The 14,214-nt window shown below is 67.6% G+C and carries 15 protein-coding genes; 10 read left to right on the top strand and 5 right to left on the bottom strand.

The window, feature by feature from the left end; all coding sequences use genetic code 11:
- Positions 1 to 21: 21 nt before the first annotated feature.
- On the bottom strand, positions 22 to 1,299 hold the full coding sequence (gene lplT / locus BN2503_RS07950; protein WP_054256115.1) for a lysophospholipid transporter LplT: 1,278 nt from the start codon (positions 1,297 to 1,299) through the stop codon (positions 22 to 24).
- 158 nt (positions 1,300 to 1,457) lie between these two features.
- On the opposite strand from lplT, the gene alr reads away from it, so the two are divergent.
- The 9 genes from alr (at position 1,458) to BN2503_RS07905 (ending at position 9,270) form a co-directional block, all read left to right on the top strand.
- Positions 1,458 to 2,567 (top strand): alanine racemase, encoded by a 1,110-nt coding sequence (gene alr, locus BN2503_RS07945; RefSeq protein ID WP_054256114.1) that lies wholly within the window; start codon positions 1,458 to 1,460, stop codon positions 2,565 to 2,567.
- Positions 2,568 to 2,709: 142 nt separating this feature from the next.
- Positions 2,710 to 3,720 carry a cytochrome-c peroxidase gene (locus BN2503_RS07940; protein ID WP_054256113.1) on the top strand — a complete coding sequence of 337 codons (1,011 nt, stop codon included), beginning with the start codon at positions 2,710 to 2,712 and terminating at the stop codon, positions 3,718 to 3,720.
- A 157-nt stretch (positions 3,721 to 3,877) separates the two neighbouring features.
- On the top strand, positions 3,878 to 5,266 hold the full coding sequence (gene radA, locus BN2503_RS07935; RefSeq protein WP_054256112.1) for a DNA repair protein RadA: 1,389 nt from the start codon (positions 3,878 to 3,880) through the stop codon (positions 5,264 to 5,266).
- Positions 5,267 to 5,371: 105 nt separating this feature from the next.
- Positions 5,372 to 6,184 (top strand): ABC transporter substrate-binding protein, encoded by an 813-nt coding sequence (locus tag BN2503_RS07930; protein ID WP_054256111.1) that lies wholly within the window; start codon positions 5,372 to 5,374, stop codon positions 6,182 to 6,184.
- Between the two features lie 101 nt (positions 6,185 to 6,285).
- Positions 6,286 to 6,978: an amino acid ABC transporter permease gene (locus BN2503_RS07925; RefSeq protein ID WP_054256137.1), complete on the top strand. Its 693-nt coding sequence runs from the start codon at positions 6,286 to 6,288 to the stop codon at positions 6,976 to 6,978.
- Positions 6,978 to 7,652, top strand: a complete 675-nt coding sequence (locus BN2503_RS07920; protein WP_054256110.1) for an amino acid ABC transporter permease — start codon at positions 6,978 to 6,980, stop codon at positions 7,650 to 7,652. The genes BN2503_RS07925 and BN2503_RS07920 overlap by 1 nt, the downstream gene beginning before the upstream one ends.
- Positions 7,653 to 7,665: 13 nt before the next feature.
- A complete protein-coding gene (locus BN2503_RS07915) occupies positions 7,666 to 8,052 on the top strand; it encodes a hypothetical protein (RefSeq protein ID WP_054256136.1) in 387 nt (128 codons plus the stop codon).
- A 67-nt stretch (positions 8,053 to 8,119) separates the two neighbouring features.
- Complete coding sequence (locus BN2503_RS07910; protein WP_054256109.1) at positions 8,120 to 9,058, top strand: branched-chain amino acid transaminase; 939 nt, start codon at positions 8,120 to 8,122, stop codon at positions 9,056 to 9,058.
- A gap of 5 nt (positions 9,059 to 9,063) precedes the next feature.
- Positions 9,064 to 9,270, top strand: coding sequence for a zinc-finger domain-containing protein (locus tag BN2503_RS07905; protein ID WP_054256108.1), 207 nt, complete (start codon positions 9,064 to 9,066; stop codon positions 9,268 to 9,270).
- Positions 9,271 to 9,375: 105 nt separating this feature from the next.
- On the opposite strand, the gene BN2503_RS07900 is transcribed toward BN2503_RS07905, so the two are convergent.
- Positions 9,376 to 10,113 carry a glycosyltransferase family 25 protein gene (locus BN2503_RS07900; RefSeq protein WP_054256107.1) on the bottom strand — a complete coding sequence of 246 codons (738 nt, stop codon included), beginning with the start codon at positions 10,111 to 10,113 and terminating at the stop codon, positions 9,376 to 9,378.
- On the bottom strand, positions 10,114 to 10,818 hold the full coding sequence (locus BN2503_RS20880; protein WP_233495028.1) for a hypothetical protein: 705 nt from the start codon (positions 10,816 to 10,818) through the stop codon (positions 10,114 to 10,116). It abuts the gene before it with no gap.
- A gap of 80 nt (positions 10,819 to 10,898) precedes the next feature.
- On the opposite strand from BN2503_RS20880, the gene BN2503_RS07890 reads away from it, so the two are divergent.
- The gene (locus BN2503_RS07890; RefSeq protein ID WP_139235397.1) at positions 10,899 to 12,128 is read left to right on the top strand and encodes an O-antigen ligase family protein; all 1,230 of its coding nucleotides are present in this window, start codon (positions 10,899 to 10,901) and stop codon (positions 12,126 to 12,128) included.
- Between the two features lie 7 nt (positions 12,129 to 12,135).
- On the opposite strand, the gene BN2503_RS07885 is transcribed toward BN2503_RS07890, so the two are convergent.
- A complete protein-coding gene (locus tag BN2503_RS07885) occupies positions 12,136 to 13,095 on the bottom strand; it encodes a WaaS/CpsH family glycosyltransferase (protein ID WP_054256105.1) in 960 nt (319 codons plus the stop codon).
- Between the two features lie 40 nt (positions 13,096 to 13,135).
- Positions 13,136 to 14,209, bottom strand: coding sequence for an NAD(P)H-dependent flavin oxidoreductase (locus tag BN2503_RS07880; protein ID WP_054256104.1), 1,074 nt, complete (start codon positions 14,207 to 14,209; stop codon positions 13,136 to 13,138).
- Positions 14,210 to 14,214 lie beyond the last annotated feature (5 nt).

Raw genomic sequence — 14,214 nt, 5'->3', positions numbered from 1 at the left:
AGCAGCTATCAAAAAAGAAGTTCAGTGGTCGTCGCGCCGGGCGATGCCCAGCAGGCGCGCCATTTCCTTGCGGTGGCAGCGCGTGTTGTGGGCCATCCAGCGGCCAATGAGCCACATGGTGCCGGCCACCAGCAGGCCAAAGGCGGTGATGGCGCCAAAAGCCGACAGCCCCAGGCTGCTGGAGAGGCTGTAGAACGCCCCCATGCCGAGGATGGCAGCCTGTTCGTTGAAGTTCTGCACCGCGATGGAGCGCCCGGCGCCCATGAGGTTGTGGCCACGGTGCTGCAGCAGCGCGTTCATGGGCACCACCAGGAAGCCGCCCAGCCCGCCCAGCAGGATGAGAAAGGGCACGGCCAGCGCCAGCTGGTGGATGAAGATCATGCCCACCAGCAGGATGCCCATGGCGATGCCCAGCGGAATCACCCGCGTGGCCTTGTTCAGCCGCATGCGCAGCGAGGCCCATACCGCCCCCGCTGCCGTGCCAATGGCAACCACGCCGACCAGCGCCGAGGCCTGCGTCGTGCCATAGCCCAGCGCGGCGGCGGCCCAGGCCAGCACGATGTAGCGCAGGTTGCCCGAAACACCCCAGAACAGCGTGGTGGTGGCCAGCGAGATCTGGCCCAGCTTGTCGCGCCACAGGCGCTGGTTGCAGCTCCAGAAGTCGCGCAGCAGCGCCACGACGTGGCGCGGCATGGGGCGCATGGTCACGCCGGTGTGCGGAATGCGCAGGTTGAACGCCGCAGCCAGCGCGTACACCGGAATGAGCGTCAGGATGGCGGCCTCTGCGGGCAGCCCGATGCCCAGATCGACCCCGGGCAGGTCGAAGTCCAGCAGCACGCCCGAAATGTGCGGCGCCACCAGTTGCCCGCCCAGCAGCACGCCGAGGATGATGGAGGTGATGGTCAGCCCTTCGATCCAGCCGTTGGCCTTGACCAGCTGCGAGGCCGGCAGCAGCTCGGTGAGGATGCCGTACTTGGCCGGCGAATACGCCGCTGCGCCCAGGCCCACCACGGCGTAGGCCAGCAGCGGGTGCGAACCCCACAGCATCATGAGACAGCCCAGCACCTTGATGGCGTTGCTGATGAGCATCACCCGCCCTTTGGGCAGGGCGTCGGCAAAGGCGCCAACAAAGGGCGCCAGCAGCACATAGAACAGCGCGAACATGGGCACCAGGGCGGCGCGCTCCCACTCTGGTGCACCATTGGAGCGCAGCAGTTCGACGGCGGCGACGAAGAGGGCATTGTCGGCCAGCGAGCTGAAGAACTGCGCCGACATGATGGTGTAGAAACCGCGCTTCATCGAGAGAGTGGGAGGGGCATCAGCGGCGCTAATGCCCGGCGTGAAAGGGGGCCCTGGCAGGAGATGGGCGGTTATATCACGCGCCCGGCGCACGCCTGCCATGGCGCGGTGCCAGAATGCGCCTTCCGCCGTTGCCACGGTTTTCGCTCCCTTAAGCCATGCCGCGCCCGATTCTTGCCACCATTCACCCCCCGGCCTTGCACCACAACCTTTCACGCACGCGCGCCGCGGCGCCCGACGCCAAGGTCTGGGCCGTGGTCAAGGCCAACGCCTACGGGCATGGCATTGAGCGCGTGTATGAGGGGCTGCGCGGCGCCGACGGCTTCGCCATGCTCGACCTGGCCGAGGCCGAGCGTTTGCGTGCCCTGGGCTGGCGCGGGCCGCTGCTGCTGCTGGAGGGTGTGTTCGAGCCGCGCGACCTGGAGCTGTGCTCGCGCCTTGGCATCTGGCATGCCGTGCATTGCGATGAGCAGATCGACTGGCTGGCCGCGCACAAGACGCAGGTGCCGCACCGGGTATTCCTCAAGATGAACACGGGCATGAACCGGCTGGGTTTCACCCCCGCACGCTACCGTGGCGCCTGGGCGCGGCTGTCGGCGCTGCCGCAGGTCGATGAAATCTCGCACATGACGCATTTCTCCGACGCCGACGGCCCGCGCGGCATCGGGCACCAGCTCGCGGTGTTCCATGCCACCACGCAGGACCTGCCGGGCGAGCGCAGCATCAGCAACAGCGCTGCCACGCTGCGCCAGGGCAGTGACGCGCAGGTGCGCTGTGACTGGGTGCGCGCCGGCATCATGCTCTACGGCAGCGCGCCCGACCACCCGCAGCACCAGGCCAGCGACTGGGCGCTGCAGCCCGCCATGACGCTTTCCACCCGTCTGCTCGCCACCCAGCAGCTGCAGCCCGGTGACACCGTGGGCTACGGCTCGCGTTTTCGTGCCGATGCCCCGATGCTGATCGGCGTGGCAGCCTGCGGCTACGCCGATGGCTACCCGCGCCATGCCGATACCGGCACGCCGGTGCTGGTGAGCGGCGTGCGCACCCGCCTGGTGGGGCGCGTGAGCATGGACATGCTGACCGTGGACCTCACGCCCGTGGTGCAGGCCGGGCTGCCCGTGGGTATGGGCAGCGAGGTCACGCTGTGGGGCCGCGCCAGCAGCGGCGCGCAGCTGTCCATCGACGAGGTGGCGCAGGCCGCAGGCACCGTGGGCTACGAGCTGATGTGCGCCGTGGCGCCGCGCGTGAACGTGGTGGTGGCCGACTGACACGCCAGGCCGCCTGGCGGCCTGCCGCGCGCGGTGTGAATGCCCCTACTTGCTTCGTGCCCTTTGCTTGAGATATCTCAAGAGGCCTTTGACGCGCGGCAAGAACAATGGGACATCTCTCCCACCTAGAAAGGAAACCACGATGTCCCGCTTCACCGCTCCTCGCCTTGTTCTGGGTGCGCTCAGCGTTGCTGCGCTGCTGGCCACCGGCGCCGTGCAGGCCAAGGACGCCGAGCCCGTTTCCCCCATCCCCGCTGCCAAGGTCACCAACCCGGGCAAGGTGGAGTTGGGCAAGAAGCTGTTCTTTGACCCGCGCCTGTCGCGATCCGGCTTCATCTCGTGCAACTCGTGCCACAACCTGAGCATGGGCGGCTCGGACAACCTCAAGACCTCCATCGGCGACAAGTGGCAAAAAGGCCCGATCAACTCGCCCACGGTGCTCAACTCCAGCCTCAACGTGGCCCAGTTCTGGGACGGCCGCGCCAAGGACCTGAAGGAGCAGGCGGGCGGCCCGATCGCCAACCCCGGTGAAATGGCCTTCACGCACGATCTGGCTGTCGATCTGCTGACCTCGATTCCGCAGTACGTGGCCGAGTTCAAGAAGGTGTTCGGCCACGACAAGCTGACGATTGACGAAGTGACCCAGGCCATTGCCGCGTTCGAAGAGACGCTGGTGACGCCCAACGCGCGCTTTGACAAGTGGCTCAAGGGCGACAAGAAGGCCATCAACGCGCAGGAACTGCGCGGCTACCAGCTGTTCAAGAGCAGCGGCTGCGTGGCCTGCCACAACGGCCCGAACCTGGGCGGCACCTCGTTCCAGAAGATGGGCCTGGTCGAGGCCTACAAGACGGACAACCCGGCCGAAGGCCGCTCCGCCGTCACTGGCAACGACGCCGAGCGCTTCAACTTCAAGGTGCCGACGCTGCGTAACGTCGAGCTGACCTACCCCTACTTCCACGACGGCGCGGCCGACACGCTGACCCAGGCCGTGGACACCATGGGCCGCTTGCAGCTGGGCAAGAAGTTCACGCCCGAGGAGAACGCCGACATCGTCGCCTTCCTGAAGACGCTGACGGGCGACCAGCCCAAGTTCACGCTGCCCATCCTGCCGCCCTCGAGCGACAAGACCAAGCGGCCCCAGCCTTTCGAGTGATTCAGGGCGCACCCCGGCGCCGGGGTGCTATTTGAATGAGAGCTGCTGGCGCTTGTCTGGTACGGAGTTTCAATCGATTTCGTATTGAAATACCCACCAGGCAAGCGCTGGCAGCTCCTTTTTTATGAGCGCCTGGCAGCGGGTAGGATCGGCCGCCATGGCCAAAGACAAGACCCTTTACACCTGCACCGAATGCGGCGCCACCAGCCCGCGCTGGCTGGGCAAATGCCCGGGCTGCGGCGCCTGGAACACGCTGCTGGAAACCGTGGCCGAGGCCAGCGGCGGCGGCAAGAACCGCATGAGCGCCGCCGGCGGCCAGTACGCCGGGCTGGCGCAGGCCCAGGCGGTGATGCCGCTGGCCGCCATCGAGGCCACCGACGTGGCGCGCACACCCAGTGGCATCGAGGAGCTCGACCGCGTGCTTGGCGGCGGCGTGGTGGAAGGCGGCGTGGTGCTCATCGGCGGCGACCCGGGCATCGGCAAATCCACGCTGCTGCTGCAGGCCATGGACGCGCTGCACCGCGTGGGCCTGCCCACGCTGTACGTGACGGGCGAAGAAAGTGGCGCGCAGGTGGCGCTGCGCTCGCGCCGCCTCGGGCTGGAGGCCAGCCAGGTGAACGTACTGGCCGAGATCCAGCTGGAGAAAATCCTCGCCACCGTCGAGGCCACGCAGCCCGCGGTGTGCGTGATCGACTCGATTCAGACCATCTATTCGGACCAGCTCACCAGCGCCCCCGGCAGCGTGGCCCAGGTGCGCGAGTGCGCGGCGCACCTCACGCGCATGGCCAAGGCCACGGGCATCGCCGTCATCCTGGTGGGCCACGTGACCAAGGAGGGCGCACTGGCCGGCCCGCGCGTGCTGGAGCACATGGTGGACACGGTGCTGTACTTCGAGGGCGACACGCACAGCAGCTACCGCCTGGTGCGCGCCATCAAAAACCGCTTTGGCGCGGTGAACGAGATCGGTGTGTTCGCCATGACCGAGCGCGGCCTGCGCGGTGTCTCCAACCCGAGCGCCATCTTTCTCTCGCAGCACAGCGAGCCCGTGCCCGGCGCCTGCGTGCTGGTCACGCTGGAGGGCACACGCCCGCTGCTGGTGGAAATCCAGGCGCTGGTCGATGGCGGTGGGCCCAGCCCGCGCCGCCTGTCGGTGGGCCTGGAGCGCGACCGCCTGGCCATGCTGCTGGCTGTGCTGCACCGCCACGCCGGTGTGGCCTGCGCCGACCAGGACGTGTTCGTCAACGCTGTGGGCGGTGTGCGCATCAGCGAGCCCGCGGCCGACCTGGCGGTGATGCTGGCCATCACCAGCAGCCTGCGCGGGCGCGCCCTGCCCAAGGGCTTCATTGCCTTTGGCGAGGTGGGCCTGGCGGGCGAGGTGCGCCCCGCGCCGCGCGGGCAGGAGCGCTTGAAGGAAGCGGCCAAACTGGGCTTCACCGTGGCCGTGGTGCCCAAGGCCAACGCGCCGAAAAAGCCCATCGAGGGGCTCACGATCCATGCCGTGGAGCGCGTGGACGAGGCCATGAACGTGGTGCGCGGCATGGGCTGAGGTGTGCGCTTGGGCGCATAAGCAAGCGCGAATTCCGTCGTTCCTGCGGTATTCCTCCCTGCCTAGGATGAAAGCACTTTTCATTCACCTCAGGGAGATCACTACATGACACCACGCTATCGCCACTTTGCCCTGCTGGCGGCCCTGGCCCTGGCTTCGTCCGCCACCTGGGCGGACCGGCTGGACGACATCAAGAAGGCCGGCGTGCTGCGCGTGGCCGCGTTCGACGCCAACCCGCCGTTCGGCTTCGTCGATGCCAAGACGCGCAAGATCCACGGGCTCGACGTCGATTACGCCCAGGCGTTTGCCAAGAAGCTCGGCGTCCGGCTGGAGATCGTGCCCACCAACCCGGCCAACCGCATTCCGCTGCTGACCGCGAACAAGGTGGACCTGGTGTTCGCCAACTTCACCATCACCGAGGAGCGCGCCAAGGTGGTGAACTTCAGCATTCCCTACTTTTCTTCGGGCACGCAGTTCATCGCCAAGAAGGGCACGCTGACCGCGCCCGAGCAGCTCGCCAGCCTGCGCATTGGCGTTGACAAGGGCACGACCAACGAAATCCAGCTGCGCGAGAAGTACCCCACGGCCACGCTGGTGGCGTACGACGACACGCCGTTTGCCTTCACCGCGCTGCGCAACGGCCAGGTGCAGGCCATCTCGCAGGACGGCCCCAAACTCATCGGCCTGCTGGCCAACGTGCCCGACCGCGACAAGTACGAGATCCCGCCGTTCGCCATCTCGCAGGATTACATCGGCGTGGGCATCCCCAAGGATGAAGCGGCGTTGACCGACTACGTCAACACCACGCTGCGCGAGCTGGAGGCCAGCGGCCAGGCGCAGAAGATTTACGACACCTGGTTTGGCCCGAAGTCGAAGACACCGCTGCAGCGCATCTTCAAGATCGGCGACAAGACCTAACCCCGTACGCGTGCGCCACCTGTCGTGGCGCGCGCCCCGCTGTCTTGACTCTGCATTCTTTGTTGCCTGACGGCTTTCTGGCGCCCAAGTACCTCGGCTGGATGCTGCAGGGCTGGGGCATGACGCTGTGGGCCACGCTGCTGGTGGTGGCCGCCTCGACGCTGCTGGGCATCGCCTTCGCTGCCGCACGCGAGAGCGCGCGGCCCGCGCTGGTGCGCGCCAGCGGTGTCTATCTTTCGGTGTTCCGCAACACGCCGCTGCTGGTGCAGCTGCTGTTCTGGTACTTCGGCATCCCGGCCCTGCTGCCCGAGGCGTGGGTGCAATGGCTCAACGGCGTGCACGCGCTGGCGCTGGGCGGCGTGGTGCTGGTGCGCTGGCCGTCGTTTGAGTTCCTGGCCGCGCTCGTCGGCCTGGTGGCCTATTCCACCGCCTACGTGGGCGAGGACATTCGCTCGGGCCTGCGCGGCGTGCCCGCCAGCCAGCGCACCGCCGCGCTGGCCTTGGGCCTCACGCCTACGCAGGCGCTGCGCCACGTGGTGCTGCCGCAGGCGCTGCGCATCGCGCTGCCGCCGCTGTTCGGGCAGTACATGAACATCCTCAAGAACACCTCGCTGGGCATGGCCGTGGGGCTGCTGGAGCTGTCGTACCGCGCCCGCCAGGCCGAGGCCGAGACCTGGAAGACGTTCCAGGTCTATGCCGTGGCCACGCTGCTGTACATCGCCGCCATCGCCGTGCTGGAGCTGCTGGCGCAGCGGCTGCAGCGGCGCCGGGCGTACATGCTGCCGGGGGCATGATGGATTTCTCCTTCCTGGCGGACGACTGGCACTACCTGCTGTGGGGCACCTTCCCCGAGGGTCCGCCGGGCGGCGCGCTGCTCACGCTGCTGCTGTCGGCAGGCGCCGGGCTGGCTTCCGCAGGGCTGGGGCTGGTCTTTGGCGTGCTCCTGGTGTGGCTGCAGGGCCCGGCGCTGGCGGTGCTGTCGGTGGTGCTGGGCTTTCTGCGTGCCATCCCGGTGCTGATGCTGATCTTCTGGACCTATTTCCTGTTGCCCATGCTTTTCGGCATCGAGGTGCCGGGCGTGTTCTCCGTCATGGCGGCGCTGGCGCTGGTGGGCGGCGCCTACCTGGCGCATGGGGTGGCGGCGGGCATTCGCGGGGTGCCTGCGGGGCAGTGGGCCGCAGCCATGGCGCTGGGCTTCACGCGCTGGGGTGCGCTGCGCCATGTGGTGCTGCCGCAGGCGCTGCGCATGATGCTGCCGTCGTTCATCAACCAGTGGGTCACGCTGGTCAAGGACTCGTCGCTGGCGTACATCGTGGGCGTGCCAGAGCTGTCGTTCCTCGCCACCCAGGTGAACGCGCGCGTCATGGTGCACCCGGCTGAGGTGTTTCTGTGCGTCGGCGCCGTGTACTGGCTGCTGTGCAGCGCGCTGGACGGCGTGGCGCGGCGGCTGGCGCGGGCCAGCGCATAGGAAAATGGCCCGCATGAGATTGCGCAAATTCATCGTGCCGCTGGGTATCGCGGTGCTGTTCGTGCTGGCCTGGCAGTCCATGCGCTGGCCGGGTGTGCTGGCGGTGGGTGGCGGCGTGGTCATGTGGCTGCTGCTGCACATCACCCAGGTGATGCGGGTGATGCAGCGCGCCGCGCAGCAGCCCGTGGGCACGGTGGCCAGTGCCGTGATGCTGCATGCCCAGTTGCGCACCGGCCAGCGCCTGCTGCACGTGCTGGCGCTGGCGCGCGCTCTGGGCGAGCAGCGCACCGCGCCCGACGCACAACCCGAGCGCTACCGCTGGACCGATGCCGGCCAGTCGTGGGTGGAGTGCGAGTTTCAGGATGGGCGGCTGCTGCGCTGGCAGCTGCACCGCCCGTAGGTGCGTGCGCGCGCTCTAAAATCGCTGTCTTTGCGGTAGCGTGCCGCAAACCCTTCAAAGGATTCCCATGAGCCCCGTAGTTCCCTCGATGGCCGATCGTGACGGCAAGATCTGGATGGATGGCCAGATGGTCGATTGGCGCGATGCCAAGATCCATGTGCTGACCCATACGCTGCACTATGGCTGCGGCGCCTTCGAAGGCGTGCGCGCGTACAACACCGTCAACGGCACCGCCATTTTCCGCCTGCAAGAGCACACCGAGCGCCTGATGAACAGCGCCAAGATTTTGCGCATGAAGCTGCCCTTTACCGCCGAGCAGCTCAACCAGGCGCAAATCGACGTGGTCAAGGCCAACAAGCTCGAGAGCTGCTACCTGCGCCCGCTGGTGTGGATTGGCGACAAGAAGCTGGGCGTCTCGCCCAAGGGCAACACCATCCACGCCATGGTGGCAGCCTGGGCCTGGGGCGCGTACCTGGGTGAAGAGGGTCTGAAGCGCGGCATCCGCGTCAAGACCAGCAGCTACACGCGCCACCACGTCAACATCACCATGACGCAGGCCAAGGCGGTGAGCAACTACAGCAACTCCATCCTGGCCAACATGGAAGCCACCGACGACGGCTACGACGAGGCCCTGCTGCTCGACAGCGCCGGCTTCGTCTCCGAAGGCGCGGGCGAGAACATCTTCGTCGTGAAGAACGGCGTCATCTACACGCCCGACCTGTCGGCCGGTGCGCTCAACGGCATCACGCGCAACACCGTCTTCCACATCGCCAAGGACCTGGGTCTGGAGATCGTGCAAAAGCGCATCACGCGCGACGAGGTGTACATCGCTGACGAGGCCTTCTTCACCGGCACGGCCGCTGAAGTCACGCCGATCCGCGAACTGGATCGCATCGAAATCGGCGCGGGCAGCCGTGGCCCGATCACCGAGAAAATCCAGAACGCGTTCTTTGACATCGTCAACGGACGCAATCCCCAATACGCCCATTGGCTCACCAAGGTTTGACCACCATGACGCAAGCTGTCGTCGAATTGCTCGCCAAGGACCTCAACGGCAATGGCGGTGTCTATTGCCCCAGCCCCAAGGCCGACATGAAGCTGTGGAATACCCACCCGAAGGTCTATATCGACGTGGCGCACCACGGCGAGGGCAAATGCCCGTACTGTGGCACCGTGTACCGCCTCAAGGCGGGCGAGGTGGTCAAGGGCGGCCATTGAGGGCCCAGCAAATGGCCCGGGGATAGGATCCAGGCCATTCCTGTTTTGATAGCTGCTAGCGCTTGCTGCACAAGCCTTGGCGCCAATTTTGGCCTGTAGCCTTGGCTACAGGCCTTTTTGCGTGCGCAGGTGGCGTGCGTTGCCCCAGGTCAGGCGTGCCTTCATGGCTAGCTTGCGCCAGCGCGTGGTCCAGCTGGCGCGGGTGCCGCGCCCGGCAATGGTGCTGTCCTGGCTGGTCACGTCAAGGCGCACCACGGGGGGCTGCACCCCGAGGATGCGCAAGTCGTTTTCCCACCAGAAGCGCAGGTCGATGTCGATCGGGCGGCCAAAGGGCACCCGGCTGTCGAGCAGCTTGCGCGCGCCCGCGCGGCTGACCACGTAGCCCGCGGTGAAGCTCGGCACGCGCCGGTACTGGATCAAGCGGTGCGAGGCGGTCAGGGGGCGGGTGGTGCGAATCTTCTCGCCTGCAGGGCGGCCCATGAGTTTGACCATGTCCCAATCGTCCCCCAGCGCCGCAATGGCCTGCATCACCGGCGCAAAGGCATTTTCGAGCACCACGTCGTCCTCCAGCACGACCATGGCCGGGGCGTCACTGGCCAGCAGCTGGCGCCAGGCCTGGATGTGGCTGGCGTAGCAGCCTTTCTCGCCATCGACCAGCGGCTGGTAGTACTGGCTGTGGTTGCGCTCGGCGCTGTAGAGCAACGACTGTTCAGCGGGTGGCAGGCGCTTCCACCATACGGCGGGCAGGCGCTCGCCCGGCAAGCCCAGGTGGGCGAGCTGGGCCTCGATGCGGGTGCGGCGTTCGCTGTCCTTGTCGAGGTTGATGAAAACCAGGGGCAGCATTTACAGCCTCCACCAGCGGCGCCGGGGCGCGGGGGGATCGTCGCCCAGGCGCTGTGCCAGCGCGAGGTAGTGTGCGAAGTTCAGCGGGCGGTCCTGCGTCACGTCGGCCGCCACGGCGGCGAGCAGGGCCCCGTAGGCCGGCTTGCGTGACTCGAACAGATGGAAAAAGTCGCGCTGGCCATAGAACGTGCCGATGCCGAACACACCTTCGTGGCCCAGGGCCCACTTGGGTATCAGGGTCGCCGTGGGGGCCGGCATGGCCAGGGCAATGCCGCGCTCACGCGCCAGTGCGCTCAGCACCTCGGCCGCGTCATGCTGCTTGCTCGTTTGCAGGTCGGGTTTGCCCAGTGCTTCCCACAGCCCCTTGCGCAAGGCCATGAACATGGGACCGGCGTAGACCTGGGTGCCAGGCTTGTGGTTGGAAAACTGCGCCAGCCCGAACAGGGCGCCGGCCTGCGCCTGGGCAATGGCCCCGAGGCAGGCCTGGCGGTGCAGGGGGAAGGCATCGATATCGCAGAAAATGACCACATCGTCGCTGCTGTGGCGCTCCAGCACCTCGGTCATCCAGCGGCCATGCGGCTGCTGGTGCGCGCGCTCCTGCTGCAGCGGCAGATCCAGGTGGGCGAAGACCGCCCGTTGCTGTTCCAGAATATCCGCCGGGATGTTGTCCCAGTACATGGTGTGGATCACGGGCAGTGGGTGCATGGGACGGGAGCGAAGGACAAGGGCGTGGGCCGTGGCGGTGCGCGCCATTGTATGGACAGAAAAAGGGGATCGATTTGTTCTTGAAGCGGATTCAGCCGCGCCTTCTGCTGGCGGCCCAATGGAGCCTGGTCGCCGCGTTCCTGTTGTTCCCCGTGGCTTTCGCGCCCGGCAACGTGGCCATCGCGCTGGCTTTCCTGCTGTCTCTGGCGGCGGGGGACTACCGCGCGCGCTGGCAGGCGGTGCGCGGCATGCCCGTGGTCTGGTGGGCGCTGGGCCTGTACGCGGTGGTGCTCGTGGGCGCGCTCTACAGTCCGGCGCCCGGCGCGGATATTGGCATGCACCTGAGCAAGTACGCCAAGCTCCTGCTGCTGCCCGCCTTGCTGCCCCTGCTGGCGCAGACGGTATGGCGCACGCGGTGCCTGAACGCCTTCATGGCGGCCATGGGGTTCATTCTGGCGTCGGTCTACGCCAATGTGTTCTGGCAACTGCCCTGGTCGGTGACCCAAAACCAGGGGTGGGGTGGGGACCATACCGTGGTGGGGGACTACATCACACAGAACATCATGATGGTCTTCTTCGCCACGGCGGCTCTCGCGCGCGGGCAGGCGGCCCGGGGTGGGTACCGCTGGGCCTGGTGGCTGGTGGCTGCGCTGGCAGCGGTGGCGGTCACCCAGCTTTCCCAGGGGCGCACGGGCTACCTGCTGCTCTGCGTGGCGGTGGCGGGCTATGTCTTTCTGGCGCTGCGGGGTCTGTCGCGCTGGGTGGTGCTGGGCAGTCTGGCGCTGGCCATCGGCGGCGTGCTGGCGACTTCGCAAACCGTGCGCGACCGCATCGCCCTGGGGCTGGCCGAGGCGGCGCAAAGCAGCAGCATGGAAATCACCAGCATCGGTGGGCGCGTCAACTTCTGGAAGCACACGGCGCTGCTGATCCAGGAGAAGCCCTTGCAGGGCTGGGGCACAGGCAGTTACCACAGCGTCTGGTGCCAGCGTGTCACCCAAGAGGGCTGGTGCTGGTTCGGCGGCTGGCATCCGCACAACCAGTACCTGTTTTTCTGGATGGAAAACGGCGTGCTGGCCGTGCTGCTGTTTCTGCTCCTGGTGAGCGCGCCCGCGCGCGCCAGTGCGCATGCTGCGGCGCAGGATCGTCCCTTGCTGTGGGCGTTCTCCCTGATTTTCGCTGTGGACAGCCTGATCAACTCCCCCTTGTTCAGTGGGCGCGAGAGCCATTTCTTCACCATGCTGCTGCTGTGGCTGTGCGCGCAGGCGTACTTCGGCGGCCGCGCCGCACAGCCCGCTGCGGCTGCCCCTTGATGGCGGTTCAGATGAACTGCCGGTGCCAGTGCAGCATGTCATGCCGCGCCAGCAGCGCGGGGTCGATGGGCGGGTGCGGGGCGCGTATGAAGGCGCCGAGGCTGTCCGGTGCATCATGGCCATCGACGAAAACGCGCCCAGGGGTGTAAAGGTCGTCCTGCACCGCGGCGGCGCGGGTGGTCAGCAGTTTCGTGCCGAAAAAGGCGGCTTCCAGGCTGCGCACCGTGGGCCCGCTTTGGTGGGGCTGCACCACCTCCAGCAGGCAGCGCGCGCGGCGCACCCACGCCAGGTTCTCGGCGTAGGGCAGCGGTGTCGGGGTTAGCAGCGCCCTTTCCTGCGCTGTGTAGGCGCGGTGCCGGTCCGGCGTGATATGAAAGTGCACCCGCAGTCCGGCCTGGCGCGCTGCTGCGTGCAGGCGCGCCAGCGTGGGCAGGCGCCCCTTGTCCTGGCCAACGAAGTACAGGTCGATATCCTGCGCCACGTCGCCCTCCAGGTATGGTGAAACGTCCCGGTACACCTGATCCACCAGGCGCAGCCCGTGGCGCTGCGCGTCCTCCGGGTCGAAGGTGACGACCTCCATGCCGAGCCCTTTCAAGGCGCGGATGTGCACCAGGCGCAGCAGCGGGTTCTGCTGGTAGTCCCGCACGGGGTTCCAGGTGAACAGGGTGCGCCGCTGTGCCCGGATGTGGCGGCGCAGGATGCGCAGTTCCTTGACGTTCTCTACGCCGAAGACCAGCACGCTGTCCGACGGCTCAATGGCGCGCAACTGGGCCAGGTAGCCCGCGGAGAACGCGCGGGAGCCCAGCCCCACCCAGGGCAGGCTGGCTTCGGCAAACTTGGCCAGCGAATGGGTCAGCCCCCGGTCGTGGTTGCCATGCGGCAGCACCCGCACGCCCTCGACGCCCCGTAGGCGCTCCATCACGAAGGCCGTGAGAAAGAAGCGGGTGTTTGCTATCACATGCAGCATGGGCGCCAACTATAGGGCCTGCGCATGTGCCTCGTGTGTCTCAGCTCTGCATTTGCTTGCGTGCCGCGTGCCATTCGCGGACCAGTTCCTGCACCAGCGCGGCTGCCGGCAGGGCGCGTGCGGCTGCCACGCCCTGGCCCGCCCACAGGGCCAGGTAATCACTGTCGTCCGCTTCGGCGGCGGCGCGGCGCACCGGGCCCATCAGCGCGTTGTGCACTGGGTAGGCGGGCCAGGTGTGCTCCAGCGGCTGCAGCCGCGCCATCATCGCGTTGGTGATGCCCCGCGCCGGGCGGCCCGAGAAGGAACGGGTGATGCGTGTTTGCGTGGCGTCGGCCCGTGCCAGGGCGGCGCGGTAGGCCGGGCCGATGCCCGACTCGGGGCAGGCCAGGAAGGCCGTGCCCATCTGTACCGCCTGGGCGCCCAGGGCCTGCGCGGCGGCCATGCCGCGCCCATCCATGATGCCGCCCGCCGCGATCACCGCCACGCCCTGGGGCGCCAGTGCATCGACGCACTGCGGCACCAGCGCCAGGGTGCCCACCTGCGCGGCCGTGAAGTCGCCCAGGAAGGTGCCCCGGTGTCCGCCGGCCTCCAGGCCCGAGGCGCACACCGCATCGGCGCCCACCTCGGCCCAGGCCAGGGCCTCCTGCACCGTGGTGGCGGTGCCGATCACGGTACAGCCCGCCGAGTGCAGGCGCTGCACCTGCGCAGCATCCAGGATGCCGAAGGTGAAGCTGGCGAAGGCCGGACGCAGTTCCAGCAGCGTCTCGAACTGCGCGCCGAAATCCTCACACCAGCGGGCAGGCACGCTGGGTTGCAGTCCCCATTGCGCGTACAGCGGTACCAGCTGCTCCAGCGCCTGGGCCACGGTGGCCGGGTCGGGCGTGGGCGTTTCCTGCACGAACAGGTTGATGCCGAACGGCTGCGCCGTGAGGCGCCGCACCTCGGCCGCCGCCTCGCGCATGGCGCTGGGCGAGCGCATGCCGCAGCCCAGCATGCCCAGGCCGCCAGCCTGGGAGACAGCGGCGGCCAGGCGCGCCGTGTCGGCACCCGCCATGGGGCCTTGGACGAGGGGCAGGCGCACACCGCGCGCCGCGAGCACAGAGGATTCAGACATGGCAG

The sequence above is a fragment of the Paenacidovorax caeni genome (assembly GCF_001298675.1).
Lineage (GTDB): Bacteria > Pseudomonadota > Gammaproteobacteria > Burkholderiales > Burkholderiaceae_C > Paenacidovorax > Paenacidovorax caeni.
Note: the sequence above shows the minus strand (reverse complement) of the source record. Positions and strands in the feature narration are given on the sequence as shown.